The organism is Variovorax sp. 01N429 (assembly GCF_056399425.1).
On record NZ_JBFTRG010000032.1, the window covers coordinates 1 to 25727 of the forward strand.

Below are 25727 nucleotides of genomic sequence, written 5' to 3' on the forward strand. Positions count from 1 at the left end.
GGGGTGCCGAGGAGCGGAGCTTTTCGTGGATCAGGGCCGCGCGTGTTTGAGCGCAGCGAGTTTGCGCGGACCCCACGAAAAGCGAGCACCGCWGGTTGCCCGTAGCGCAGCGAAGGGACGCCCACAGCAGGGTCGCCTTTTCTTTGCTTACTTTCTTTTGGCGAAGCAAAAGAAAGGAAGTCGCCCGCCGGGGCGAGTCCCGGCCCCCACCCCCAAAACCACCAACACCCCAATCCAATGACCCCAGGCCTCCCTTACCCCTTAGGCGCAACTCCGTCCCCCGCAGGAGTCAACTTCGCCCTCCACGCCCCCCAAGCCACCTCCGTAGACCTCTGCCTCTTCGACCCCACAACCCACCAAGAACAACAACGCCTGAAACTGACAACAAAAACCAACGGCACCTGGCACACCGTCCTCGCCAGCGCCCGCCCCGGCCTCATCTACGGCTACCGAGTCCACGGCCCTTGGTCCCCCCAGGAGGGCCACCGCTTCAACCCCGCCAAGGTACTCCTCGACCCCTATGCCCGCGAGGTCGTCGGCCGCTACGCCGGCGAAGACCAGTTCCTCGGCCACGACCCTTCGAACCCCACCCACCCCGACCCCCGCGACAACGCACTCATAGCCCTCAAAGCCCGAGTCACAGCCCCCCTCCCCCCCGCGCCCACCGACCGCCCCCGCATCCCCGCCCCAGACCGCGTGCTCTACGAATTGCACACACGCGGCCATACCCGGCTGCATCCGGAGGTGCCGCCCGACCTTCGCGGCACCTACGCAGGTCTCGCGCATCCGGCCGTGCTCGACCACCTTCAGCGCCTGGGAGTCACCACCCTCAACCTCATGCCCGTCCAGCACCGAGCCGACGAATCCCGCCTGCTCGCACTCGGGCTGAGCAACTACTGGGGCTACAGCCCCATCGGCTGGTTCGCCCCCGAGACCCGCTACTGGAGCGGCCGCCCCGGAACGAGCCCCGCGAGCGAGTTCCGCGCCATGACGGACGCCGTGCACGCACGCGGCATGGAGGTCGTGATCGACGTGGTCTTCAACCACAGCGGCGAGACCGACGAACTCGGCCCGACCCTGAGCCTGCGCGGCATCGACAACGCGCTCTATTACCACCTGCGGCCGGACAACCCCGCGCTCTACGAGAACTGGACCGGCTGCGGCAACTGCCTGAACCTCGCCGAACCGCGCGTGGTTCAGCTGGTGATGGACAGCCTGCGTCACTGGGTCACGCAGCTGGGCGTGGACGGATTCCGGTTCGATCTCGCGCCGATCCTCGCTCGTCGCAAGGGCGGCGAATTCGATCCTCGCGCGTCGTTTTTTGCCGCTGTCGCCCAAGATCCCGTGTTGGCGCAGGCGCTGCTCATCGCAGAGCCGTGGGATGTCGGCCCGGGCGGCTATCGCCTCGGCGAATTTCCGCCGGGATGGCTGGAATGGAACGATCGCTTTCGCGATGCCCAACGCGGCTTCTGGCTGCACCAGAGCGCGGGCGTCGGTGAATTCGCACGCCGCTTTACCGCGTCGAGCGATGCCTTCCAGCACGACAGCCGAGCGCCCACGGCAACCGTCAATTTCGTCACCGCGCACGATGGCTTCACGCTGCGCGACCTGCTGAGCTACAACGAGCGCCACAACCTCGCCAATGGCGAGAACAACCGCGACGGCCATGGCCACAACCTGAGCCGCAACTGCGGCGTGGAGGGCGATACCGACGACCCCGCCGTCCTCGCCGAACGCAGATGCCTGCAGCGGGTGCTGCTGGCGGCGCTGCTGCTGTCGCAAGGCACACCGATGCTGCTGGCAGGCGACGAACTCGGCCAGACCCAGCGCGGCAACAACAACGCCTATTGCCAGGACAACGAAACGACTTGGCTGGACTGGGACCATGCCGATGCGAGCCTCGGCACCTACGTCTCCCGTCTGCTGGCGCTGCGCCGAGAGGCTGCGCCGCTGCGGCATGCACTGTGGTGGCCAGCCGATGCCCCGCCAGGTGACACCGCGCTGCGCTGGCTCACCCCCGAAGGCCGCGCCATGGAGACGGCGGACTGGGAGCGCGGCGACCTGCACGCGCTGGCGATCCTCTTCGAAACACCGGCACCCGGCGCGCGCTGGCTGGTCCTCGTCAACGCCGAAGCGCACCCAACGCCGTTCCAGCTGCCTGCGGGATCGTGGTTTCGCAAGCTGGCCAGCGACGTGGACGCGGAGAGCGCCCACGCGCGACCCCTCGAAAGCTCTGAAACATTGCCGCCCGGCAGCCTCTGGGTCGCAAAAACATAGGAGCCAATCGTGCGCCGGGGTGCTAGTCTGCCTCTCCGGGGAAAATCAAACGGAGGCAAAAGATGGACGACATCGCGCAACCGACATTGCAGGCCCACCAGCTCGTTCGGCGCACCATCGCACTGGTGCTCGCAGGCGGCCGGGGATCCAGGCTGAAGCAACTGACCGACCGGCGGGCCAAGCCGGCGGTCTACTTTGGCGGAAAGTTCCGGATCATCGACTTCGCCCTGTCGAACTGCCTGAACTCAGGCATCCGCCGGATGGCGGTGGTGACGCAGTACAAGTCGCACTCGCTGATGCGCCACCTGCAGCGCGGCTGGAGCTTCCTGCGCGCCGAGCTCAATGAGATGGTCGATGTTCTCCCCGCCCAGCAGCGCATGGGCGACGAGCACTGGTACCGCGGCACGGCCGATGCGGTCTATCAGAATCTGGACATCATCCAGACGCGGTCCACGCCACACGACTATGTGGTCGTGCTCGCCGGCGATCACGTCTACAAGATGGACTACTCGATCATGCTGACGGACCACGTCGCGCACGGGCGCGGCTGCACGGTTGGATGCATCGAGGTTCCGCGCATGGAAGCGGTCGCCTTCGGGGTGATGGCAGTGGATGAGGACCGAAACATCACCGCCTTCCTCGAAAAGCCGGCCGACCCTCCCGCGATGCCGGACAAGCCGGACGTCGCACTGGCCAGCATGGGCATCTATATCTTCGATTCCGAATATCTCTACAGGCTGCTCGAGGAAGACAGCGTCGACCCCGACTCGGACCACGATTTCGGCAAGGACATCATTCCGCGCGCAGTCCAGGAGGGCCGCGCGCTGGCGCATCCTTTCGGTATGTCCTGCGTGACGCGGGCCCGGCGCGGCGCCAACGCCCGGGCCTACTGGCGCGACGTGGGCACGATTGATGCGTTCTGGGCAGCCAATCTCGACCTGGCATCGATCACCCCCGAACTCGACATCTATGACACCGACTGGCCCATCTGGACTTATCAGCGACAGTTGCCGCCAGCCAAGTTCGTGCTCGACCGCGAGGGCAAGCACGGCATGACGGTCAACACGATCGTATCGGGCGGGTGCATCGTCTCGGGCTCGAAGGTGAGCAGCTCGGTATTGTTCTCGGGCGTTCGGGTGCATTCGTTCTGCGTCATCAATGAAGCGGTGCTTCTGCCGGACGTGCAGGTCGGCCAAGGCAGCAGGCTGAACAAGGTCGTCATCGATCGCGGTTGCATCATCCCCGAGCACACGGTGATCGGTGAAGACGCGGACGCCGATGCCGCGCGCTTCGAGCGCACGGAAGGCGGCGTGGTGCTGATCACCCGCGAGATGCTCAAGCGCCTCGGGGCACCGCAATAAGGCATGCGGGTACTTCAAGTCAGTGCCGAACTGTTTCCCCTGCTCAAGACGGGAGGGCTGGCCGACATCGCGGGCGCACTGCCTTTGGCGCTGACGGCTGCGGGGCAGGACGTGCGGGTGCTGCTGCCCGGGTTTCCGGCCATCATCGCCGGCATCGCCGACATGAGCGCTGTGACGGAGTTCGTAGCGCCTTGGGGCGATCGGATGCATCTGCGCTTCGGTCAGATACCGGTCAACGGATCGCCGGGCATTCCCGCCTACGTCATCGATGCGCCCATGCTCTATGACAGGCCCGGCAACCCCTATGAGGATGCGAATCGCCAGCCTTACGGCGACAACCATCGCCGCTTCGCGCTGCTGGGTTGGACGGGCGCGCAGATCGCGCGGGGTCTTGATCCGGACTGGCAGCCGGAGATCGTGCACGCACACGACTGGCATGCCGCGCTGGCGCCGGCCTATCTGGCTTTTGCGCCGCCGAATGGGCGCCGGCGCGTGGGCAGCGTCTTCACCGTGCACAACCTCGCCTATCAAGGCCTGTTCGCGCCCTGGCATTTGTCGGAGCTGGGTTTGCCGCCAGCCGCGTTCAGCATCAATGGGCTCGAATACCACGGCCAACTGTCCTTCATGAAGGGCGGGTTGTGCTTTGCCGATCGCATCACGACGGTGAGCCCCACCTACGCTCGCGAAATCCAGACGCCGGAGCAGGGCTTCGGGCTGGACGGCCTTCTGCGGGCGCGATCGGACGTGCTCAGCGGCATCCTCAATGCAGTCGATGACCAGGTCTGGAATCCTGCGACCGATGTGTTGATTCCGCACCGTTTCGACAGCACGCGCATGGCGGGCAAGGCCCGCTGCAAGGCGGCGCTGCAGCAAGAACTGGACCTTGCGGTCGAGCCCGACGCACCGCTCTTCGTGGTGGTGAGCCGGTTGACGGAGCAAAAGGGCCTGCACCTCGTCCTCGCCGGGCTCGACGCGTTGATCGCGCAGGGCGGGCAACTTGCGCTGCTCGGCAGCGGCGATGCCGAACTCGAAGCCGCCTTTCGCCACCGCGCCGCCCATGCACCGAAGTCGATCAGCGTCGCGCTAGGCTACAGTGAAGAGCTCGCGCACCGTTTGTTCGGCGCTGGCGACGTAACGCTGGTCCCCTCGCTGTTCGAACCCTGCGGCCTCACGCAGATGTACGGCCTCAAGTACGGTAGTCTTCCGCTGGTGCATCGCGTGGGCGGCCTGGCCGATACAGTGGTCGACACCACGCTCGAGGACATGGCGAGCGGCGAAGCCACAGGCTTCTCGTTCAACACATTCGATGCAGCGGACTACGCACGCGCCGTCCGCCGCGCCTTCGCTCTTTACCGACGGCCCGCTGACTGGCGCGCCGTTCGCGCCGCTGCCATGAGTCGCCCCGCCGACTGGGGCACCGCCGCAGCGCGCTACCTTCAGGTCTACGCCGAGGCGCTGGCCTGAAGTCCATTCGCGAATCCATACCGTTTTCATCATGACCATTGAAGATTTCAAGTACGACCATCCCGATCGCGACGTCGCCGCCTTCAAGCTGGCGATGGCCAACAAATTGATCTATGCAGTCGGCAAGGACCCCGTTGCCGCGAGCCCCGATGACTGGCTGCATGCCGCCGCTTTCGCGGTGCGCGACCAGCTCGTCGAACGGTGGATGGGCACCACCCGCGCCATTTATGCGCAGCGGCTCAAGCGCGTCTACTACCTGTCAATGGAGTTCCTGATCGGCCGCACGCTGACCAATGCCCTGCTCGCGCTGGAACTGCACGACACCGTGAAGCAGGCCCTGGCGGATTTCGGCGTCGACATTCAGGCGCTCGTCGAACGCGAGCCCGATGCGGCGCTCGGCAACGGCGGCCTCGGGCGCCTGGCCGCCTGCTTTCTCGACTCGATGGCGACGCTGGGCGTGCCGGGCATCGGCTACGGCATCCGCTACGAATACGGGATGTTCCGGCAACGCATCGTCGACGGCCAGCAGGTCGAGACGCCCGACTACTGGCTCACGCGCGGCAATCCCTGGGAGTTCCAGCGACCGGAGGTGACCTATCGCGTTCGATTCGGCGGCCATGTGCAGCGGCGCGAAGGCAAGGGTGCGCCCTATGGCGCGGCCAACTGGGTCGACACCCACGAGGTGCTGGCCGTGGCCTATGACACCATCATTCCCGGCTACGGCACGCAGGCCACGAACACGCTGCGGCTATGGTCGGCGAGGGCGTCGGAGGAGATCGACCTTACGGCCTTCAACCGCGGCAACTACATGCAGGCGGTGGAGAGCAAAAACCGCTCGGAAAATGTCTCCCGCGTGCTCTATCCGGACGACTCCACGCCTTCAGGCCGCGAGCTGCGGCTTCACCAGGAATATTTCTTCGTCAGCGCCAGTGTGCAGGACCTCGTGCGCCGCTATCTGCGCAATCACTCCAGCTTCGACGAACTGCCCGACCAGGTCAGCATCCATCTCAACGACACGCACCCGGTGCTGGCCGTCCCCGAGCTGATGCGGCTGTTGATCGACGAGCACGGCCTGCCCTGGGACACGGCGTGGGCGCACACCCAAAAGGTGTTCAGCTACACCAACCACACGCTGATGCACGAGGCGCTCGAGACATGGCCGGTGGAGATGTTCGGGCGGATTCTTCCGCGCCATCTGCAGATCCTCTTCGACATGAACGCCCGCTTTCTCGCCAGCGTCGCGCAGACGCACGGGCAGGACGCCGAACTGATGCGCCGCTTGTCGCTCATCGACGAAGCGGGCGAGCGCCGCGTGCGCATGGCGTACGTGGCCGTGCTCGCGAGCCATTCGGTCAACGGCGTGTCGGGGCTGCATTCCGAACTCATGAAGCAGTCGATCTTCGCGGACTTCGCCAAGCTGTTTCCCGAGCGCTTCAACAACAAGACCAACGGGGTCACGCCGCGGCGCTGGCTCGCGCAGGCCAACCCGCCGCTGGCGGCGCTGCTCGACACGCGCATCGGCCGTGGCTGGCGGCGCGACCTGACGCAGTTGGAAGTGCTGCGGCCGATGGCCCAGCAACCGGCCTTCATGCGTGCCTTCCGCCATGCCAAGCGCGAGAACAAGCTGCGCTTTGCCAACTGGGTCGACGAGCACCTGCGCATCGACATCGACACGGACGCGATGTTCGACGTGCAGGTCAAGCGCATCCACGAATACAAGCGGCAGCTACTGAACGTTCTGCACGTGATCACCCGCTATCACCGCATCCTGGATGAGCCGGATGCGGGGCACGTGCCGCGCGTGGTGGTGTTCGCCGGCAAGGCGGCCTCGGCCTATCACATGGCCAAGCTCGTGATCCGGCTCATCAACGATGTTGCGCACACCGTCAACAACGACGAGCGCGTGGGCAAGCTGCTGAAGGTGGTGTTCATTCCCAACTACAGCGTGAGCCTGGCCGAACTCATCATGCCAGCGGCGGATCTCTCCGAGCAGATCTCGACGGCCGGCACCGAGGCTTCGGGCACCGGCAACATGAAGTTCGCACTGAACGGCGCGCTGACCATCGGCACGCTCGACGGAGCGAACGTGGAGATGCGCGACAACGTAGGCGCAGACAATTTCTTCATCTTCGGCAAGACCACGCCGCAAGTGGCCGAGATTCGCGCGAGCGGCTATCAGCCGCGAGACATCTACGAGAGCAATCCGGAACTCCAGCGCGTGCTCGACAGCATCCGGGACGGTGCGTTCTCACCCGGCGAGCCGTCGCGCTTCCAGGAGATATTCGACGCGCTCGTGAGCTGGGGCGACCACTATCTGCTGCTGGCCGACTATGCGAGCTACGTCGAGGCCCAGGGCAAAGTCGACGCGCTCTATCGCGATGCCGACGCTTGGACGCGCATGGCGATCCTCAACGTGGCCGGGATGGGCGCGTTTTCTTCCGATCGAACGATTGCCCAGTACGCGCACGAGATCTGGAAAACGCGCCCGGTGGTCCTGAGTTAACCGCCGGCCTTGGGTCGAGGTGCTTCGGTGACAAAGCCGATTCGGCTCAAGCCCGCCTTGTTCGCGATGCCCATCAGTTCGACGACCTTCCCGTAAGGCACGGTCTGGTCGGCGCGAAGCTGGACTTCCGTGTCGCGACTGTCGGCGGCGGCTTTCGCGAGCCCGGCGGCCAACTCATCGGGCGTCACGGGCTGATCGTTCAGGAAGACCTTGCCCGCCGCGTCGACCACGAGCGATACGAATTTTGGCGTTTCGTTGGGCTGCCCGGCGTCAGTGCGCGGCAGATCGAGCTTGATCGAACTCGCCATCAACGGTGCAGTGATGATGAAGATCACCAGGAGCACGAGCATCACGTCGACAAGCGGTGTGACATTGATGTCCGACAGCGGGCGCTGTCCACCGGCGCCCGTCGATCGGCCGCCGGTGGCCGTGCTGCCGAGCGATGTGCGACCGAACGCCATGGTTTTATCGCCTTAGATTCACACGGGCATGGGACGAACTGGCGGCAGCGGTGCTTCGGGCTGCGCAGGTTCGCCCAGCATTCCGAGCAGGTCGTGCGCGAAGCCTTCGAGTTCGGCCTCGATACGCCCGACCACGCGGCCGAACACGTTGTAGGCCAGCACTGCGGGGATCGCAACCGCCAGGCCGAAGGCAGTCATGATGAGTGCCTCGCCGACGGGCCCGGCCACCTTGTCGATCGTGAAGCCACCTGTCTGGCCGGCAATGCCGACCAAGGCGCGGTAAATGCCCCAGACCGTTCCCAGCAGACCGACGAAGGGCGCCGTGGCGCCCACCGTCGCGAGCAGGATCTGGCCAGCTTGCAGGCGACGCAATGCGCCGTGAAGGGCATCGCGCAGCACGCGCGTGACGCGCTGGCTGCGTTCGACGGTGCCGCCGAGGGTACCTTTGGCAGGACTCATCGCAAGGTTGCGGACCGCACTCACGGCTGGCAGCACCAGCGCCGCGCGATCGAAGGCCTTGAGGCTCATCTCGGCCTCTTCGAGCGACCTCGATTGCCAGAACGCAGCGATGCTGCGCAGCACGTCGCGCGTGCCGCCGCGCAGAAGCCAGGCCTTCCAGAGAATCACTACCCAGCTCGAAACCGACATCACCAGCAGGAGTGCCGCCACCGAACGGCTCACGCCGTCGCCGTGAGTGAGCAGTTCCAGAACGCTCATGCCGGCGTTCAGCGCAGACCCAGAACGTCGAACATGTCGAAGAGGCCCGCTCGCTTGTCCGCGAGGAAGCCGACTGCGCGCAGCGCGCCTTGTGCATAGCTTTCGCGGCTGGCCGACTTATGAGAGATCTCGATGCGCTCGCCCGTGCCCGCGAACAGCACGGTGTGGTCGCCGACGATGTCGCCGCCGCGAATGGCCGCGAAGCCGATGGTGGACGGATCGCGCTCGCCCGTGATGCCTTCGCGGCCATAGACGGCGCACGACTTGAGATCGCGGCCCAGCGCTTCGGCGATGACCTCGCCCATCTTGAGCGCGGTGCCCGAAGGCGCGTCGACCTTGTGCCGATGGTGCGCTTCGATGATTTCGATGTCGTAGCCGGTCGAGAGCGCCTTCGCGGCCATTTCGAGCAGCTTGAACGTGACATTGACGCCGACGCTCATGTTCGGCGCGAACAGGATCGCGATGTCCTTGGCAGCGGCGGCAATCTCGGCCTTTTGCTCGTCGCTGAATCCGGTGGTGCCGATCACCAGCTGCACGCCGAGCTCGCGGCATGCGGCGAGATTCGCCATCGTCCCTTCCGGGCGCGTGAAATCGATCAGGACCTGCGCGTCCTTGAGTCCTGTTCGGAGGTCTGCCACCACCGGCACACCGCTCTTGACGCCCAGGAACGCGCTGGCGTCGGTACCGATCGCGGCGCTGCTTGCAATATCGAGCGCGCCGGCCAACTGGCAGTCCGGCGCCTTTCGGACCGCTTCGATCAGCATGTGGCCCATGCGCCCGGACGCGCCCGCGATAGCGACACGGCGGGCCGTCAAAGAGTTGGGGGATGTGGAGGAGGAAGAGTCAGTCACGCGTTTCGGCCTCGGGAAATGCGGATTCAAAAAAAGCACGCCGGCCCATGAGGCCGGCGCGCGCTCAGCGTGTTTCGAGCGGCGGGTAGGCTGCCGGCAGCGGCGGAGGCGCCGCGGTTTCTCCCCCGGACTGTTTGTCATTGTCCTTGGGGTCGAACTTCTTGAGCTGGTCTTCGGTCGCCTCGAGCGTGGGCGGCGCCTTGGTGCTGCGAACGCGGGTATCGAGCGTCGCAACGAAATCTTCCTCACTCGGCATCGGATCGCCCTCGAAGCGCTCGAGCGTGTCGCCGTTGAAGTACAGCGTCAGCCGCCGTTGCTGCGGCTCGACGCCCTGGCGGCGGATCGTGAAGACGTAGTCCCAACGGTTGGCATGGAATACGTCGGACAGAAGCGAGGTGCCGAGGATCTCGCGCACCTGCTGGCGCGACATGCCTGGCTTGAGCGCAGCGACCTGCTCCTTGGAGACGAAATTACCCTGGACCACTTCGACCTTGTAGGGCGTCATGGCAGTCAGGGCGCCGCGCGTGCTGTTGCCGATGCTGCTGCAAGCGCCGAGGCACAGGCTCATTGCAATGGCGCCGGCGAGCAGCCAATGACGGCGTTGTGGAAAGGCGGGCATGGGAAAAGGGTTGGACGATATGATCGAATCATTGTAGCGGTTGCCCCCTCTGGGGCCTTCCCGGAGAGACCGCAGGGACGGCGCACGAAACACCATGACCAACATCGACGAACTGAAGAACACCGGCCTCAAAGCCACGCTGCCGCGCCTGAAGATTTTGGAGATCTTCCAGAACGGCGGCCAGCGCCACATGACGGCCGAAGACGTGTTCCGCGTCCTCCTCAACGACCATTCCGACATCGGCCTCGCCACGGTTTACCGCGTGCTGACGCAGTTCGAGCAAGCCGGAATCCTCGAACGCAGCCATTTCGAGAGCGGCAAGGCGGTCTACGAACTCAACGAAGGCAAGCACCACGACCACCTGATCTGCACGTCGTGCGGCAAGGTCGAGGAGTTCTATGACGCCGAAATCGAGCGCCGCCAGCAAATGATCTCCAAGGACAAAGGCTGGATCCTCCAGGACCACGCGATGTCCCTCTACGGCCTTTGCGCCGACTGCATAAGCAAGAGGTAGCCCCCCAGGTTGCCCGGCACTGCGTGTCCGGGCGCCCACCCCCCTGAGGGGGGCGCAGTCAGCGGCCCGGCAAAGCCGGTTCCGCGACTGCCCACGAAGGGGCGCGCGCTGCGCGCCGCCGAAGAAGATGCGCTGCGCCTGTCGCGGCCGGCGCAGTCAGGCCCGTTGGTGAAACACCGTGGAACCGGCTTTGCCGGGCCACTGGTGTTGCCCCCGGTCAGGGGGTGGAGAGCCACACGAAGTGCGCGAGCCTGGGGGCGAGCTAATCTTCCCTTGCGCTTTCCATTGCCTTGTGGTGGCGGGCGACGAAGTCGGCATAGGTGTCGATGCCGCGCAGTTGCAGGATGGAGTTGCGTACCGCGGCCTCGACCAGCACGGCGATGTTTCGGCCGGCGACGACCTGGATGATCACCTTGCGGACCGGGATGCCGAGGACGTCCTGCGTCAGCGGTGCGGACGGCATGCGCTCGTAGTCGCGCTCGAAGCTGTCTCGCCGCACGAGGTGAACGATGAGCTTGAGCCGCATCTTTCGGCGCACGGCTGTCTCGCCGAAAATCGCGCGGATGTCCAGGAGGCCGATGCCGCGCACTTCCAGCAGGTTCTGCAACAGTTCCGGGCAGCGGCCTTCCAGCGTGGTCTGGTTGATTCGATAGAGATCGACAGCGTCGTCGGCCACCAGGCCATTGCCGCGAGAAATCAGTTCAAGACCGAGTTCGCTTTTGCCGAGCCCCGATTCGCCCGTGATCATCACGCCCAGGCCCAGGATGTCCATGAAGACGCCGTGCATCGAGGTGCGCTCGGCGAAATGCTTGGACAGGTAAGCGCGCAGCAGGTCGATCACGAAAGCCGACGATTCGCGGGTCGCAAACAGCGGCAGTTGCGCACGTTCGCAGATCGACAGCAGCGCATCCGGCGCGGGCTGCGCGTCGGCAAGCACGAGCATCGGCGGCTCGAGGGTGACGATGCGGGCGATGCGCCGGACGCAATCGTCCGGGGTTCCGCGAGTGAGATAGGCGACCTCGCGGGCACCGAGGATCTGCACGCGATAGGGATGGATGTAGTTGAGATAGCCCACCAGATCGGCGGCTGATTGGGCCCGGCTGATGACATCGGGATCGAACTGGCGCTCCGACGCGCCCAGCCCGGCGAGCCACTCCCACCGGAGCGAACCGCGGAACTCCTCGAACATTGCGTCGGCGCTGATGACGGTCGGCTTCATGGCCTGGCCCGTCCTGCGCGCGTGCGTTTCACGCGACCTGGGCGGATTGCCATCCTGCGATCAAGGCGTGCAGCGCCGCGGCGTCCGTGCTCGACTTGATCTGCTCGCGCAGGTTGGCGTCGCTCAGGAGCTCGGCGATTTCGGAAAGTATCTCGAGGTGTTTCTGCGTTGCCGCTTCGGGCACGAGCAGGAAGATGAGCAAAACCACAGGCTGCTCGTCCGGTGCGTCGAAGCCGATCGGGTTGGCAAGCTGGAACACGGCAGCCATCGGGGACTTGAGCCCCTTGATGCGGCCATGTGGGATGGCGACGCCGTGGCCCAAGCCGGTAGAGCCCAGGCGCTCGCGCGCGAAAAGGCTGTCGGTGATGAGCGCGCGGCCGAGACCATGCAGGTTTTCAAACAGCAGGCCGGCTTCTTCGAAAGCACGTTTCTTGCTGGTGGCGTCGACGCTCACAAGCACTTGAGCGGGCGGCAGGATGGACGCGAGTCGGTTCATGTTGGTGCGGGGCGGGGGCGATTATGCACCCACCCCGCAAAAAGCAAAGGGCCGCTCGGAAGCGGCCCGCAAGAGTATTTGCCCGAAGGGTGGAACTACATCACGCGCTTGGGCGCTTCGTGATGATGATCCTGCAGGCGGTCCTTGTGGCGCACGACCTGCCGGTCGAGTTTGTCGACCAATTCGTCGACCGCGGCGTAAAGATCAGCGTGGCTCGATTCCGCGAACATGTCATTGCCCTTGACGTGAATGTTGCACTCGGCTCGTTGGCGGCGTTCCTTTTCCTTTTGCTTTTCCACCGTGAGGATCACCTTCACATCGACGACCTGGTCGAAGTGCCGGGTGATTCGGTCCAGCTTGCTCGTAACGTAATTGCGCAAGGCGGGGGTGACGTCGAGGTGATGACCGCTGATCGTCAAATTCATGAATGACCTCCTGGATTGACGGTTGGTGAAATAGCCGCACCTCTTTGTTGGAGAGGCGTAGCCGGGGGGAAATCGGAAGAAATCGGAAGCGCAGTGGGAAGAGAAGAGAGGAGCGAAACGTGAGCGAAACGAGGAGTGAAGAGAGAGAAATGCGGGGAAGGTCGGTTCACTATGCCCATGCTGTCATCGAATTGCAATGGCTTTGAAGTCGGACCTGTGGGGGCATGCTTCACGACGTGGAATCGCTATTGATCTGATAGCAGCGAAGGCCCGCAGCACGAGCGTTCGGACCGGGTTCGCGAGTTGATCCGGCATGTCAAGGATGACCGGGCGACCCCGCCGGCGAGAGGGCCGTGACGGCTTTCAGCGCCAGGCAGCCCGCATGCGGCTGAGCAGATCGATGGTTGCGGCCGGCGGCGGAACGTGCGGGGCGCGCTCGGGCGCTGGCGGCCAGGTCTGCCGTTCGAAGTGCTGCGCGTCGGCCGCGGTGATGAAGCGCGTGCGACCCGCGTACAGGTGCCGGTCGCCGCGCGCGGCCTGCTGAGTGACGTAGAAGCGTTGGGGCACCAGCAGGTGCAGGTGATCGCGCGCCCGGGTCATCGCCACGTAGAGCAATCGCCGCTCTTCTTCGAGTTCCTGCGCGCCCTGCGCCACGTCGGCAGGAATGCAGCCGTCGACCACGTTGAGTACGTGGACGGATGTCCACTCCTGGCCCTTGGCTGAGTGGATGGTCGAGAGGATCAGATAGTCCTCGTCCAACAGCGGCGGTCCGGGTCTGTCGCTCGTGGCCTCGGGCGGGTCGAGCGTGAGCTCGGTCAGGAAGCGCTCGCGCGATGCGTAGCCGGCGGCCAGTCGGGCAAGTTGTTCCACGTCGCCTCGCCGCAGGCCTGCGTCATCGTGCAGCCGCTCCAGGTGCGGCAAATACCACTCGAGCGCCAGGTCCATGTCGGCCGGCCAGGCGAGTTCGGGCTCGCGCAGCGCTGCATAGATGGCGGCGAAACGCGCCCATTCGTCCTTTGCCGGCGCCGGCGGCACGAACGACTGCACGACCGCTCCCGGATCGGACGCCTCGGCCATCGCGTCGAGCAGGCGCGCCGAAGTGACAGGGCCGATCCCGGGAATCAGCTGCGTGACGCGAAAACCCGCCATGCGTCCGCGCGGGTTCTGTGCAAATCGCAAGACCGCGAGCAGATCCTTGACATGCGCGGCTTCAAGAAACTTGAGACCGCCGTATTTGACGAAAGGAATGTTGCGCCGCGCCAATTCGAGTTCGAGTGCGGCGCTGTGCGTGGACGTGCGAAACAGCACGGCTTGCGATTTCAGCGCCAGGCCGCCTTCCCGGTGCGCAAGCACACGATCGGCCACCCACCGCGCCTGCTCGGCCTCGTCGGGCACCAGCACGAGCTGGGGACGCCCTGCCGACGGCTTGTCGGTCCAGAGCGTCTTCGCGTGTCTCTCGGCTGCGGCGGCGATGACCGCATTGGACACATCGAGGATGGGCTGCGTCGACCGGTAATTGCGCTCGAGCGTGACGATGCGCGCCGGCTGGCTGAAGTGCTGCGGAAAATCAAGGATGTTGCGCACCGTCGCGCCGCGAAACGAGTAGATCGACTGTGCGTCGTCCCCCACCACCGTCACGCCTTTGCCGTCCGGCTTGAGCGACCGCAAGATGGCTGCTTGAAGGAGGTTCGTGTCCTGGTATTCGTCGACCAGCACATGATCGAAGCGCTCGCCGACCTGACGGGCCAGCGCGGGCTCGGCCATCATTTCGGACCAGTAAAGCAGCAGATCGTCGTAGTCGAGCACATGCTGTTGCTGCTTGGCCTCCACATACGCGCCGAAGAGCCGCTTGAGTTCGGCTTCCCATTCGGCACACCAGGGAAACGCCTGCTTGAGCACTTCCGAGAGTGGCGCACAGGTATTGACCGTGCGCGAGTAGATCGAAAGGCAGGTGCCCTTCATCGGAAATCGTCGCGCGGTGGTCGACAGTCCGATTTCGTTGCGCACCAGCCCCATCAGGTCTTCGGCGTCGCCCCGGTCATGGATGGTGAAGTTCTCGTCGAGTCCGATCTGCGTTGCGTACTCGCGCAAGAGCCGCGCACCGATGCCATGGAAGGTGCCCGCCCAGGGCAGCGCTGGCGGCGCGTCGGAAGCCAGCCCGAGCACGCGCACCACCACCTGTCCGGCCCGGCGCGTCATTTCTTGCGCGGCCCGGCGCGAAAACGTCAGCAGCAAAATGCGCTGTGGGTCGGTGCCGCTGGCGATCAGATGCGCCACTCGGTGCGCCAGGGTGCTCGTCTTGCCCGAACCCGCTCCTGCAATCACGAGCAAGGGGCGGGCATCGGGCGGGGCGCTGCCAGTGATGGCTGCGACGCCGTGTTGCACCGCCGCGCGCTGCTCCTCGTTGAGTTGGGCGAGCGCGGCAGCCAGACGCTCTGCCGGCTTCATGGACACCGCGGATACCTTGGAAATGGGTGTGGCAACGCTGTGCATCGCCGCAACTGTACTGGATGTTTATCCAGATGACGACACGATCCTGACAAGGCTGAATGACATAATCGCGGCTCGCTGCAAACCGGAGAAACCACGTGGAAATCGTTCCGTCTCGGCAGCTTTCACTTCCCTCCTGATGCGCCGTGGACGAGGGAACTGAAAGCGCCCCATCCCCTCGCCTCCACCGCCAGACATTCCAGGGAAGTGAGCCATGCTCAATATCTTCACGCTCGCCAACGGCCGCCTCGTCCAAGAAGAGATCGAGGCTCTCGAAGAGCTGTCCAAGTTCCAGCCCATCTGGGTCGATCTCGAATCCCCCACCATCGAAGAGAAGCGATGGATCAAGCAGTATTACGGCTTGTCCATCCCCGAAGACGCGATGGACGACGACATCGAGGAGTCGGCTCGCTTCTATGAAGAAGACAACGGCGAACTGCACATCCGCAGCGACTTCCTGATCGACGATGACGAGAACCCCCGTTCGGTCCGCGTCGCCTTCATCCTCAACCAGCACAACGCCGAACTGCGCAGCCGCGGCGTGCTGTTTTCCATCCACGACGAAGATGTGCCTGTGTTCCGCCTGGTGCGCATGCGCGCGCGCCGAGCGCCGGGTCTGATCGAAGACGCCAAGGAAGTGCTGCTGAAGCTCTTCGATGCCGACGCCGAATACTCCGCCGACACGCTGGAGAACATCTACGACGAGCTGGAGTCCGCCGGCAAGAAGGTGCTGTCCGGCAACGTGAGCGACGAATTGGCCGGCGAGGTGCTCGGCCTCATCGCGCGCCAGGAAGACTTGAACAGCCGCATCCGCCGCAACGTGATGGACACGCGCCGAGCGGTGAGCTTCATGATGCGCAGCCGCATGCTCAACGCCGAGCAGTTCGAAGAGGCGCGGCAGATTCTTCGCGACATCGAATCGCTCGACAGCCACACGGCCTTCCTGTTCGACAAGATCAACTTCCTGATGGATGCGACCGTCGGTTTCATCAACATCAACCAGAACAAGACCATCAAGATCTTCTCGGTCGCAAGCGTGGCGCTGCTGCCGCCAACCTTGATCGCGAGCGTCTACGGCATGAACTTCAAGTTCATGCCCGAGCTCGACCTGAGCTACGGCTACGCCTATGCGATCGTGTTGATGGTCGCCAGCGCGCTGGTCCCCATGTGGTACTTCCGCCGGCGCGGCTGGCTCAAGTAGACCCTTCGGCTGGCAGCGTGGCCAGCCAGGCATCGACCAGCGCGAGGCTGTAGCGGCTTGCCACTGCCGAGACGAAGCGAGTGAAGTCGCCGTGGGCCGCGTCATCAGCGCGATCTGAAATCGTCCGCACCGCCGCGAAAGGCACGCCGAAGTCGTGGCACACCTGCGCGACTGCCGCACCCTCCATCTCCACCGCGAGCGCATCGGGCAGAGCGCGGCGCAATGCGTCGCTTTCGGCGGCGGTCGACACGAACCGGTCGCCGCTCACCAACAGGCCGCGGTGCACTTTCGGCGCCGTCAAGCCGAAGTCCTCAACCACCTTCAGCCCCAGCAATGCCGCCGGATCGCGCAGCACCTCGACAGCCGCGGCGGCGATTGCATCGCTGATGACGGTGTCGGCGGCGAAGCGCGCGTGGCCCGTCAAGGGCACTTCGTACTTCGGAAAGATGGGGGAGGCATCGAGATCGTGCTGGAGGAGCTTGGTGGCAACCACCACATCGCCGACCTCCACGCCCGGAGCGAGGCCGCCCGCGACGCCGGTGAAGACGATCGCCTGCGCGCCGAAGCGCTCCAGCAGCACGGTCGCTGTCGTTGCCGCTGCGACCTTGCCGATGCGCGACAGCACCGCGACGACGGGCTGCCCCCGAAGGTGGCCCACCCAGAAGTCGCGGCCGGCGACGGGAATGCGCTGCTCGTCCGGCATCAATGCGAGCAGCGCCGCCAATTCCTCGTACATCGCCGCGACGACAGCTAGCATGGCGTCATTGTTTGATGTCGACGCCGTAGAAGGTGTGGCGGCCGAAGGGGCTGAGCTTGAAGTCGACGACTTCCTTGCGCACGGGCTTGAGCTGCACGGCATGGGCGATGGTGAACCATGGCGCCTGCTCCTTGAAGATCACCTGCGCCTGCTTGTAGAGCGCCTCACGCTCGGATTGCTTCGGCACATTCTTGGCCTTCACGACCAAGTCTTCATAGGGCTGATAGCAGAACTTGGCGACGTTGCTGCCATTCGATTGCGCGGAAGCGCAGCCCAGCAATGAATAGAGGAAGTTGTCCGGGTCCCCGTTGTCGCCCGTCCATCCGAGCATGCCCATCTGATGTTCGCCGGCCTGCATGCGCTTGCGGTATTCACCCCATTCGAAGGACTTGATCTCGGCCTTGACGCCAACCTTCGCGAGATCGGCCTGCATCAGTTCGGCAATGCGCTTGGCATTCGGGTTGTAGGGCCGCTGCACAGGCATCGCCCACAGATCGGTGGTGAAGCCGTCCGGGTAGCCGGCCTGCGCCAGCAGCTTCTTGGCGGCTTCGGGATCGTACGGATCGTCCTTGATCGCATCGTTATACGACCACATCGTCGGCGGAATCGGATTCTTGGCCGCCACGCCCGTCGTGAGATAGACGCCGTCGATGATCGCCTTCTTGTTGATCGCCATGTTGAGCGCCTTGCGCACGCGCACATCGTCGAAAGGCTTCTTCTGCGTGTTGTAGGCAAGGTATCCGATGTTGAGGCCTGCCTGCTCCAGCACCTGCACGTTGGGATCCTTGCGGATCGTGTCGAGATCCGCCGGATTGGGGTAGGGCATGACGTGGCATTCGCCCTTTTGCAGCTTGGCCCAGCGCACCGAGGCGTCGGGCGTGATCGCGAAGATCAGGTCATCGATCTTCGCCTTGCCGGCCCAGTATTGCGGAAAGGCCTTGAATCGGATGATCGCGTCCTTCTGGTACTGCACGAGGTAGAACGGGCCCGTTCCGATCGGGTCCTGGTCGATCTTCTCCGGCGTGCCCGCCTTCAGCATGGCGATCGCGTATTCCTTCGACTGGATGCCGGCATAGGGCATCGCCAGGTTGGCCAGGAAAGGCGCTTCGGGCTTGTTGAGCACGAACTTCACGGTGTAGTCGTCGACGCGATCGACCGACTTCAGCAACTTGGGCATGCCCATGTCGTTGAAGTAGGAGTGGTTCGTGCTGGTGACCTTGTAGAAGGGGTCGTCCTCCTTCCACTGGCGCTCGATCATGAAGATGACGTCGTCGGCATTGAAGTCGCGCGTCGGCTTGAAGCTCTTCGACGTGTTGTGCCACTTCACGCCCTTGCGCAGCTTGAAGGTGTATTCGAGGCCATCCGGCGAGATCGTCCAGCTTTCGGCGAGACCGGGGACCACTTTGGTCGTGCCGCGCTCGAACTCGACGAGATTGTTGTAGACCTGCGTGGTGGCGTCGAAGGACGTGCCGGTCGTGTTCACCGCCGCATAGAAGTTCTCGGGGCTGCCTTCGGAGCAAAAAACCAGCGTCTTTGCCGACGCAGCGCCGCAGGCCAGCGCCAGCGCCGCCGGAGCAAGCAGCGCAGCCGCGCGAAGGCGGCGCGAGAGTTTGGAAGTGGGGGACATGAACTCGACTCCTTCAGGTTTGTGGCCGCGCGAACGCGAGCGGGGAATGATCGACACGGCCCTCTGCCGCGCCATCCAGAAACTTCTCTGCGTAGTGACAGGCGACCGCGCGACCGTCGAGCTGCCGCAGCAACGGCCGCTCGATGCGACAGCGCTCGGTGGCGTGCGCGCATCGCGTGTTGAAGACGCATCCCGGCGGCGGCGCCAGCGGCGACGGCAGCTCGCCTTTGAGCACGATGCGCTGTGTGGCGAGCCCCGGCGTGGACGCAAGCAACGCCTGCGTATAGGGATGCAGCGGCCGCGCGAAGATGCGCCCCTTCGGGCCCTGCTCAACGGCGTGGCCGAGGTACATCACCAGCACGTCATGCGCGATGTGACGCACCACGCCGAGGTCATGGGAGATGAAGAGATACGACAGGCCCAGTTCCGCCTGCAGGTCCGCCAGCAGATTCAGCACCTGCGCCTGGATCGAAACGTCGAGCGCGGAAACAGGCTCGTCAGCAACGAGCAATCGCGGATCGAGCATCAGCGCACGCGCGATGGCGATGCGCTGGCGCTGGCCGCCCGAGAACATGTGCGGGTAGCGGTTCGCGTATTCGGGACGCAGCCCGACGCGGGCGAGCATCTCCCGGGCCTTGGCTGCCCGCTGCGCCCTGCCGAGCGTCGTGTTGATGGCGAGCGGGTCTTCGAGAACCGCCGAGATCTTCTTGCGGGGATTGAGCGATCCATAAGGGTTCTGGAACACGAGCTGCACAGCCTGCCGCAGTTCGCGCTTGCGGCTGGCAGGCGGGTTGACGGCGTCCGTGCCGACCAGCGTCAGCGAGCCGGCGGTCGGCTTTTCGATCAATGCGACCATGCGCGCGAGCGTCGACTTGCCGCAGCCCGATTCACCCACGACAGCGAGGGTTCGACCTTTTTCGAGCCTGAACGAAATGTTGCCCACCGCCTGCAGATGCGCAGGCGCATGAAACAGCCCGCGCCGCACGGCATAGACGCGCTGCAGGCCTTGCGCTTCGACCACGACGTCGTTCATCGGACGAACTCCACGACCTGTGCGCCATCTCGCGCACGCGCCGCGTCCCGGTCCGGATCGCCAAGGGGATAGTGGCAACGCACACGGCCGCCCAGCCACTCGCGCAACGCCGGCCGCTCCGCACGGCAATGCGAGGTGGCATAGGCGCAGCGCGGTGCGAAGAGGCAGCCTTGCGGACGGTCGTGCACGCCCGGGACCACGCCCGCAATGGTCGCGAGCCGCCCTTCGCCTGTCGCCCGCTCCGGGAGTGCCGCAAGCAGCGCCGCCGTGTAGGGATGCTGTGGCGCGGGGAAGAGATCCGCCACATCGCGCTCTTCCATCACCTGGCCCGCATACATCACGACCACGCGCTGCGCCATCTCGCTGACCACGCCCATGTTGTGCGTGATGAGCACCAGCCCCATGCCGCGCTCCTTCTGCAGACTGCGCAGCAGGTCGAGGATCTGCGCCTGGATGGTCACGTCCAGCGCGGTGGTCGGCTCGTCGGCGATCAGCAGGCGCGGGTTGCAGGCAATGGCCATCGCGATCATCACCCGCTGGTTCATGCCGCCCGAGAGCTGATGCGGATAGCTGCCCAGGCGCGACGCCGCCGCCGGAATGCCGACCTGTTCGAGCAGACCGATCGCCCGCCTCTTCGCTTCGCGCCTGTCCATGTTCAGGTGCAAGCGCAAGGTCTCCATCAGTTGCCAGCCGACAGTGAAACAGGGGTTGAGGCTGGTCGTCGGTTCCTGGAAGATCATCGCGACATCCTTGCCGACCAGCTTGCGCCGCTCTTTGTCGGAGATGCCCAGCAGATCGTGATCTGCAAAGCGCAGGTGCTCCGCACGCACGCGACCCGGCCAGGTGATGAGGCCCATCAGCGCCATCATCGTGACGCTCTTGCCCGAGCCCGATTCGCCGACGATCCCAAGCACTTCCCCCTGTTCGAGGCGCAGGCTCACGCCATCGACGGCGTGCAGCGTGCCACCTTGAGTGGGGAACTCGACATGCAAGTCGCGAATATCAAGCAGCGGCATCAGCGCCCCTCATCGGCAAACTGCCGCGGTCAAATCGGGAAACCCCGCGGAGCCGGCTTTGCCGGGCCGCCGGGGTTGCCCCCGGCCGGGGGTGTCCGAGCCACACAAAGTGGGCGAGGCTGGGGGCGAGCTTCATTCCTAGCGCTTCAGTTTGGGGTCGAGGGCGTCGCGCAAGCCGTCGCCAAGGAGGTTGAAAGCAAGCACCGCCGCAAGGATGGCGAGACCCGGAAAGGTCACGACCCACCACGCGCGCAGCACGAATTCACGCGCGTCGGCCAGCATCGTTCCCCATTCGGGCGAGGGTGGCTGCGCGCCGAGGCCGAGAAAGCCCAGCGCCGCCGCATCGAGGATGGCGGTCGACACGCCGAGCGATGCCTGCACGATCAGCGGCGCGGCGCAGTTCGGCAACACCTCGCGGAACATCAGCCGCAACGTGCCGGCGCCGCTCACGCGCGCGGCAGTCACGTAGTCGCGCGATATCTCGGAGATGACGGCAGCCCGCGTGATGCGCACGTAATGAGGCAGCACGACGATGGCGACGGCGATCATGGCGTTGATCAAGCCGGGGCCGAGGATGGCGACGATCACGATCGCGAGCAGCAGGCTCGGCAGGGTGAGGATCACGTCCATGAACCGCATGATGGCGATCTCGAGCACACCGCGGAAGAAGCCGGCGACAAGGCCCAAGCCGATGCCTACCGCGACGGAGATCGCCACCACGGCAACGCCGATCGACAGCGAAAGGCGCGCGCCGAACATGAGCCTGGAAAGGATGTCGCGGCCGATCGCATCGGTGCCTAGCAGGTGCGTCACCGAGCCGCCCTCCTGCCACGCCGGCGGCCGCAGGAAGGCCGTGCTGTCGGTCTGGTTGGGCGCATGCGGCGCAATCCATGGCGCGAGCAGCGCCACCAGCAGCAGCAGGGCGATCACGCCGAGCCCGATCACCGCACCACGGTTGGCCGAGAACGATCCCCAGAACTCGCGCCATGGACCCGGTGGGGCGCTGGTCTTTTCGACGGGAACAGGAACCGCGCTCATCGTGATTGCCGGATGCGGGGATTGATGAAACCGTAGGCCAGATCGACCAGCACGTTGACCAGCATCACGATCACGCCGAGCAGCAGCATGCCGCCTTGCAGCACCGGATAGTCGCGCCGCCCGATGGCTTCGATCAGCCACTTGCCGACGCCTGGCCACGAGAAGATCGTCTCGGTCAGGATGGCGCCGGTGAACAGCACGCCGACCTGAAGGCCGATCACCGTGACCACCGGGATCAGCGCATTGCGCAGCGCATGCACTCCGACCACGCGCAATGGCGCGAGCCCCTTGGCGCGCGCCGTGCGGATGTAGTCCTCGCCCAGCACTTCGAGCATGGCCGAGCGCGTCATGCGGGCAATCACGGCAAGCGGGTTGGTTCCGAGCACGATCGCCGGCAGGATCAGGTGCTGCACCGCGGACCAGAAAGCGCCCTTGTCATCGGAAAGCAGGGAATCGATCAGCAAGAAGCCAGTGACCGGTTCGATGTAGTACTGCACGGCGATTCGGCCCGACACCGGCGTCCAACCGAGCTGCACCGAAAAGAACAGGATCAGCAGCAGACCCCACCAGAAGATGGGCATCGAATAGCCGGTGAGCGAGGTCGCCATCACGCCATGGTCGAACAGCGAGTTCCGCTTGACCGCCGCGACGATGCCTGCCGGAATGCCGAGCAGCAGCGCGAAAAGCATCGCGCAAAGCGCAAGCTCGACGGTGGCAGGGAACAGCGCCAGGAACTCGTTCATCACCGGCTCCTGCGTGATGATCGACTTGCCCAGGTCGCCGTGAAGCACACGGCCGATGTAGATGCCGTACTGCGTGAAAAGCGGCTTGTCGAGCCCGTATTCCTTGAGCAGCACGGCGTGGCGGGCGGGATCGATGCCGCGCTCTCCCGCCAGCGTCTCGATCGGGTCGCCCGGCACCAGCCGGATCAGGAAAAAGGCGAGCAGGGTCATGCCGATGAAGGTCGGCACCAGCAGGCTCGCCCGGGTGAGGATGAATCGGAACATTCATCCCCAATATGCAAGAGCGATGCCGGCTCGCGTCCCCGGCGGAACCCTTACTGCCTTACTGTTACTTCTTGACGTCGCGCAACTCGCGGCGAAGGATCTTGCCCACCGGAGTCTTCGGCAGATCGGTGCGGAATTCGATGACGCGCGGCTGCTTGTAGCCGGTCAGGTTGGCGCGGCAGAACTCGCGCACCGCCGCCTCGGTCAGATTCGGGTCCTTCTTGACGATGACGAGCTTGACGGCCTCGCCGGTCTTCTCGTCGGCAATGCCCACCGCCGCGCATTCGAGCACACCCGGAATTTGCGCCACCACGTCCTCGATCTCGTTCGGGTAGACGTTGAAGCCCGACACCAAGATCATGTCCTTCTTGCGATCGACAATCTTGAAGTAGCCGCGCTCATCGGCCACACCGATATCGCCGGTCTTGAAATAGCCGTCGGGGGTCATGACCTTCGCGGTTTCGTCCGGCCGCTGCCAATAGCCGGCCATCACCTGCGGTCCCTTGACCGCGACTTCACCCGCGCTGCCCAGCGGCACGTCGTTGCCGTCGTCGTCGATCAATTTGACGTAGGTGCTCGGCAGCGGCACGCCGATGGTGCCGGTGTAGGTGGTGCTCGTCGTCGGGTTGCAGGTGACCGATGGCGACGTTTCGGAAAGGCCGTAGCCCTCGCAGATCGGGCAACCGGTCTTCTCGAGCCACAGCTTGGCCACGGCACCCTGAACAGCCATGCCGCCTCCGACCGAGACCTTCAGGTTCTTCCAGTTGACGGTGTTGAAGTCGGGGTGGTTCGCCAGTCCGTTGAACAGCGTGTTGACCGCCGGAAAGCTATGGAAGGTGTGCTTGGAGAGCTCTTTCAGCACGCCTGCGAGGTCGCGCGGATTCGGAATCAGGATCAGCTTTCCGCCCGTTCGCATGCTCAGCATCATGTTCACCGTGAAAGCGAAGATGTGATAGAGCGGCAACGCGCAGACGCTGGTCGGCTGCTCGTGGGCCGGCACCTTCTGCATCACGGGATCGTTCCATGCTTCGGACTGGATCACGTTGGCGATGACGTTGCTATGCAACAGCACCGCGCCTTTCGAGACGCCCGTGGTGCCGCCCGTGTATTGCAGCACCGCGACGTCGTCCGGCCCGATGGCCGAGGGCTGCACCGTGCGCGTCGCGCCCTTTTCGAGCGCGTCGTTGAAGCGCGCCGCGCCCGGCAGGCTGAACGCCGGGACCATTTTCTTGACGCTGCGCACGACGTAGTTGACGATCGCGCCCTTGAGAAAACCGAGGCGGTCGCCCATCGACGCCAGCACGATGTGCTTGATCGGCGTGTTCGCCAGGCACTGCTGCAGCGTCGTGCCAAAGTTCTCCATCAGCACGATGGCCTTCGAGCCGGAGTCCTTGAGTTGATGCTCCAGTTCGCGGGGCGTGTAGAGCGGGTTGACGTTGACCAGGATCAGTCCCGCGCGCAGCAGCCCCGCCACGGCGATCGGATACTGCGGGCAATTGGGCATCATGACGGCCACGCGGTCGCCCTTGGCGAGGCCGAGGCTCTGCAGGTAACCGGCAAAAGCGCGGCTTTGGCGGTCGATGTCGGCGTAGCTCACGTCCTTGCCCATGAAGCTGTAGGCGGTGCGGTCGGCGAACTTGGTGAAGCTCTCCTCCATCAGCGCAACGAGCGATCGGTAGCCAGAGGCATCGATGTCGGCAGGCACGCCTTGCGGGTAGCTTCCGAGCCAGGGACGATCAGTCACAGTGAGTCTCCTCAAGCGAAATTCTTGGTTTGGAAAAAACGCGGCGAGACCGTGTCGCCACGGTCTCGCGTTGTGCCGGCGGGGCGATGATCGCCGAACGTCTGCAGCGGCTCTCTACTCGATCGCCTTGGCCATGTCCTCGACCACCTTCTTGGCGTCGCCGAACACCATCATGGTCTTGTCCATGTAGAACAACTCGTTGTCCAGGCCTGCATAGCCCGCGGCCATGCTGCGCTTGTTCACGATCACTGTCTTGGCCTTGTAGGCCTCCAGGATCGGCATGCCGTAGATGGATGTGCCCTTTTGCAGCGCTGCCGGGTTCACCACGTCGTTGGCCCCCAGGATGATCGCCACGTCGGCTTGGCCGAACTCTCCGTTGATGTCTTCCATCTCGAAGACCTGGTCATAGGGCACTTCCGCCTCCGCCAGCAGCACGTTCATGTGCCCGGGCATGCGGCCTGCGACGGGGTGGATCGCGTACTTGACCGTCACGCCATGCTCGGTGAGCTTCTGCGCGAGTTCCTTCACCGCGTGCTGGGCGCGTGCCACCGCAAGGCCGTAGCCCGGCACGATGATCACCGTCTCGGCGTTGGAGAGCACGAAGGCCGCATCATCCGCACTGCCGCTCTTGACCGGGCGCTGCTCCTTCGCGCCGCCCGCGCCGGCGGCGGCCGCTTCGCCGCCGAAGCCGCCCAGGATCACGTTGAAGAACGAGCGGTTCATCGCCTTGCACATGATGTAGCTCAGGATCGCACCGGAGCTGCCCACCAAGCTGCCCGCGACGATCAGCATCGCGTTGTTCAGGCTGAAGCCGATGCCCGCGGCCGCCCAGCCCGAGTAGCTGTTGAGCATCGAGACCACCACCGGCATGTCCGCCCCGCCGATCGGGATGATGATGAGCACGCCC

Annotated in this window: 22 protein-coding genes; 6 read left to right on the plus strand and 16 right to left on the minus strand. The window is 64.7% G+C overall.

The genetic code is table 11. From position 1 onward, the window contains the following. The first annotated feature begins 237 nt into the window (after window positions 1–237). From glgX to AC1DSF_RS29680, 4 genes are all read left to right on the plus strand, one after another. A complete protein-coding gene (gene glgX, locus AC1DSF_RS29665; protein WP_478183973.1) occupies window positions 238–2277 on the plus strand; it encodes a glycogen debranching protein GlgX in 2040 nt (679 codons plus the stop codon). A 62-nt stretch (window positions 2278–2339) separates the two neighbouring features. Continuing rightward, window positions 2340–3638, plus strand: coding sequence for a glucose-1-phosphate adenylyltransferase (gene glgC, locus AC1DSF_RS29670; RefSeq protein ID WP_478128911.1), 1299 nt, complete (start codon window positions 2340–2342; stop codon window positions 3636–3638). 3 nt (window positions 3639–3641) lie between these two features. Beyond that, entirely contained in the window at window positions 3642–5102 is a 1461-nt protein-coding gene (gene glgA, locus AC1DSF_RS29675) for a glycogen synthase GlgA (protein WP_478128912.1), read from the plus strand. A gap of 31 nt (window positions 5103–5133) precedes the next feature. Then, window positions 5134–7605 carry a glycogen/starch/alpha-glucan phosphorylase gene (locus AC1DSF_RS29680; protein ID WP_478128913.1) on the plus strand — a complete coding sequence of 824 codons (2472 nt, stop codon included), beginning with the start codon at window positions 5134–5136 and terminating at the stop codon, window positions 7603–7605. Here AC1DSF_RS29680 and AC1DSF_RS29685 read toward each other — a convergent pair. The 4 genes from AC1DSF_RS29685 to AC1DSF_RS29700 form a co-directional block, all read right to left on the minus strand. Next, a complete protein-coding gene (locus AC1DSF_RS29685) occupies window positions 7602–8066 on the minus strand; it encodes an ExbD/TolR family protein (protein ID WP_478128914.1) in 465 nt (154 codons plus the stop codon). The two genes, AC1DSF_RS29680 and AC1DSF_RS29685, sit on opposite strands and share 4 nt — an antisense overlap. 18 nt (window positions 8067–8084) lie before the next feature. Then, on the minus strand, window positions 8085–8783 hold the full coding sequence (locus AC1DSF_RS29690; protein ID WP_478128915.1) for a MotA/TolQ/ExbB proton channel family protein: 699 nt from the start codon (window positions 8781–8783) through the stop codon (window positions 8085–8087). A gap of 8 nt (window positions 8784–8791) precedes the next feature. Next, on the minus strand, window positions 8792–9634 hold the full coding sequence (gene dapB, locus AC1DSF_RS29695; protein WP_478128916.1) for a 4-hydroxy-tetrahydrodipicolinate reductase: 843 nt from the start codon (window positions 9632–9634) through the stop codon (window positions 8792–8794). A gap of 64 nt (window positions 9635–9698) precedes the next feature. Next, window positions 9699–10253, minus strand: a complete 555-nt coding sequence (locus AC1DSF_RS29700) for an outer membrane protein assembly factor BamE (RefSeq protein WP_478128917.1) — start codon at window positions 10251–10253, stop codon at window positions 9699–9701. 94 nt (window positions 10254–10347) lie between these two features. Between AC1DSF_RS29700 and fur the strand changes: the two genes are divergently transcribed. Further along, window positions 10348–10767: a ferric iron uptake transcriptional regulator gene (gene fur, locus AC1DSF_RS29705; protein ID WP_478128918.1), complete on the plus strand. Its 420-nt coding sequence runs from the start codon at window positions 10348–10350 to the stop codon at window positions 10765–10767. 262 nt (window positions 10768–11029) lie between these two features. Here the strand turns inward: fur and hprK are convergent, their stop codons facing one another. From hprK to AC1DSF_RS29725, 4 genes are all read right to left on the minus strand, one after another. Continuing rightward, the gene (hprK, locus tag AC1DSF_RS29710; RefSeq protein ID WP_478128919.1) at window positions 11030–11986 is read right to left on the minus strand and encodes an HPr(Ser) kinase/phosphatase; all 957 of its coding nucleotides are present in this window, start codon (window positions 11984–11986) and stop codon (window positions 11030–11032) included. A 28-nt stretch (window positions 11987–12014) separates the two neighbouring features. Then, on the minus strand, window positions 12015–12482 hold the full coding sequence (locus AC1DSF_RS29715; protein ID WP_088958292.1) for a PTS sugar transporter subunit IIA: 468 nt from the start codon (window positions 12480–12482) through the stop codon (window positions 12015–12017). A gap of 95 nt (window positions 12483–12577) precedes the next feature. Beyond that, window positions 12578–12907 carry a ribosome hibernation-promoting factor, HPF/YfiA family gene (gene hpf / locus AC1DSF_RS29720; RefSeq protein WP_068640485.1) on the minus strand — a complete coding sequence of 110 codons (330 nt, stop codon included), beginning with the start codon at window positions 12905–12907 and terminating at the stop codon, window positions 12578–12580. 363 nt (window positions 12908–13270) lie between these two features. Next, window positions 13271–15355 (minus strand): ATP-dependent helicase, encoded by a 2085-nt coding sequence (locus tag AC1DSF_RS29725; RefSeq protein ID WP_478128928.1) that lies wholly within the window; start codon window positions 15353–15355, stop codon window positions 13271–13273. A gap of 256 nt (window positions 15356–15611) precedes the next feature. Here AC1DSF_RS29725 and corA point away from each other — a divergent pair, with 256 nt between their 5' ends. Beyond that, a complete protein-coding gene (corA, locus tag AC1DSF_RS29730) occupies window positions 15612–16598 on the plus strand; it encodes a magnesium/cobalt transporter CorA (RefSeq protein ID WP_478128920.1) in 987 nt (328 codons plus the stop codon). Here corA and AC1DSF_RS29735 read toward each other — a convergent pair. From AC1DSF_RS29735 to AC1DSF_RS29770, 8 genes are all read right to left on the minus strand, one after another. Continuing rightward, a complete protein-coding gene (locus tag AC1DSF_RS29735; RefSeq protein ID WP_478128921.1) occupies window positions 16591–17355 on the minus strand; it encodes a 5'-methylthioadenosine/adenosylhomocysteine nucleosidase in 765 nt (254 codons plus the stop codon). The genes corA and AC1DSF_RS29735 overlap by 8 nt on opposite strands. Window positions 17356–17359: 4 nt before the next feature. Beyond that, on the minus strand, window positions 17360–18982 hold the full coding sequence (locus AC1DSF_RS29740; RefSeq protein ID WP_478128922.1) for an ABC transporter substrate-binding protein: 1623 nt from the start codon (window positions 18980–18982) through the stop codon (window positions 17360–17362). Between the two features lie 13 nt (window positions 18983–18995). Continuing rightward, window positions 18996–20015, minus strand: a complete 1020-nt coding sequence (locus AC1DSF_RS29745; RefSeq protein WP_478128923.1) for a peptide ABC transporter ATP-binding protein — start codon at window positions 20013–20015, stop codon at window positions 18996–18998. Further along, complete coding sequence (locus AC1DSF_RS29750) at window positions 20012–21031, minus strand: ABC transporter ATP-binding protein (protein WP_478128924.1); 1020 nt, start codon at window positions 21029–21031, stop codon at window positions 20012–20014. The genes AC1DSF_RS29745 and AC1DSF_RS29750 overlap by 4 nt, the downstream gene beginning before the upstream one ends. Before the next feature lie 138 nt (window positions 21032–21169). Then, on the minus strand, window positions 21170–22069 hold the full coding sequence (locus tag AC1DSF_RS29755) for an ABC transporter permease subunit (RefSeq protein WP_478128925.1): 900 nt from the start codon (window positions 22067–22069) through the stop codon (window positions 21170–21172). Then, window positions 22066–23076 (minus strand): ABC transporter permease subunit, encoded by a 1011-nt coding sequence (locus AC1DSF_RS29760; protein ID WP_478128926.1) that lies wholly within the window; start codon window positions 23074–23076, stop codon window positions 22066–22068. Before AC1DSF_RS29760 ends, AC1DSF_RS29755 begins: the two co-directional genes overlap by 4 nt. 64 nt (window positions 23077–23140) lie before the next feature. Beyond that, entirely contained in the window at window positions 23141–24820 is a 1680-nt protein-coding gene (locus AC1DSF_RS29765) for a long-chain-fatty-acid--CoA ligase (RefSeq protein WP_478183974.1), read from the minus strand. A gap of 114 nt (window positions 24821–24934) precedes the next feature. Next, window positions 24935–25727, minus strand: a 793-nt coding sequence (locus AC1DSF_RS29770; protein WP_478183975.1) for an NAD(P)(+) transhydrogenase (Re/Si-specific) subunit beta, incomplete at its 5' end; no start/stop codon positions are given.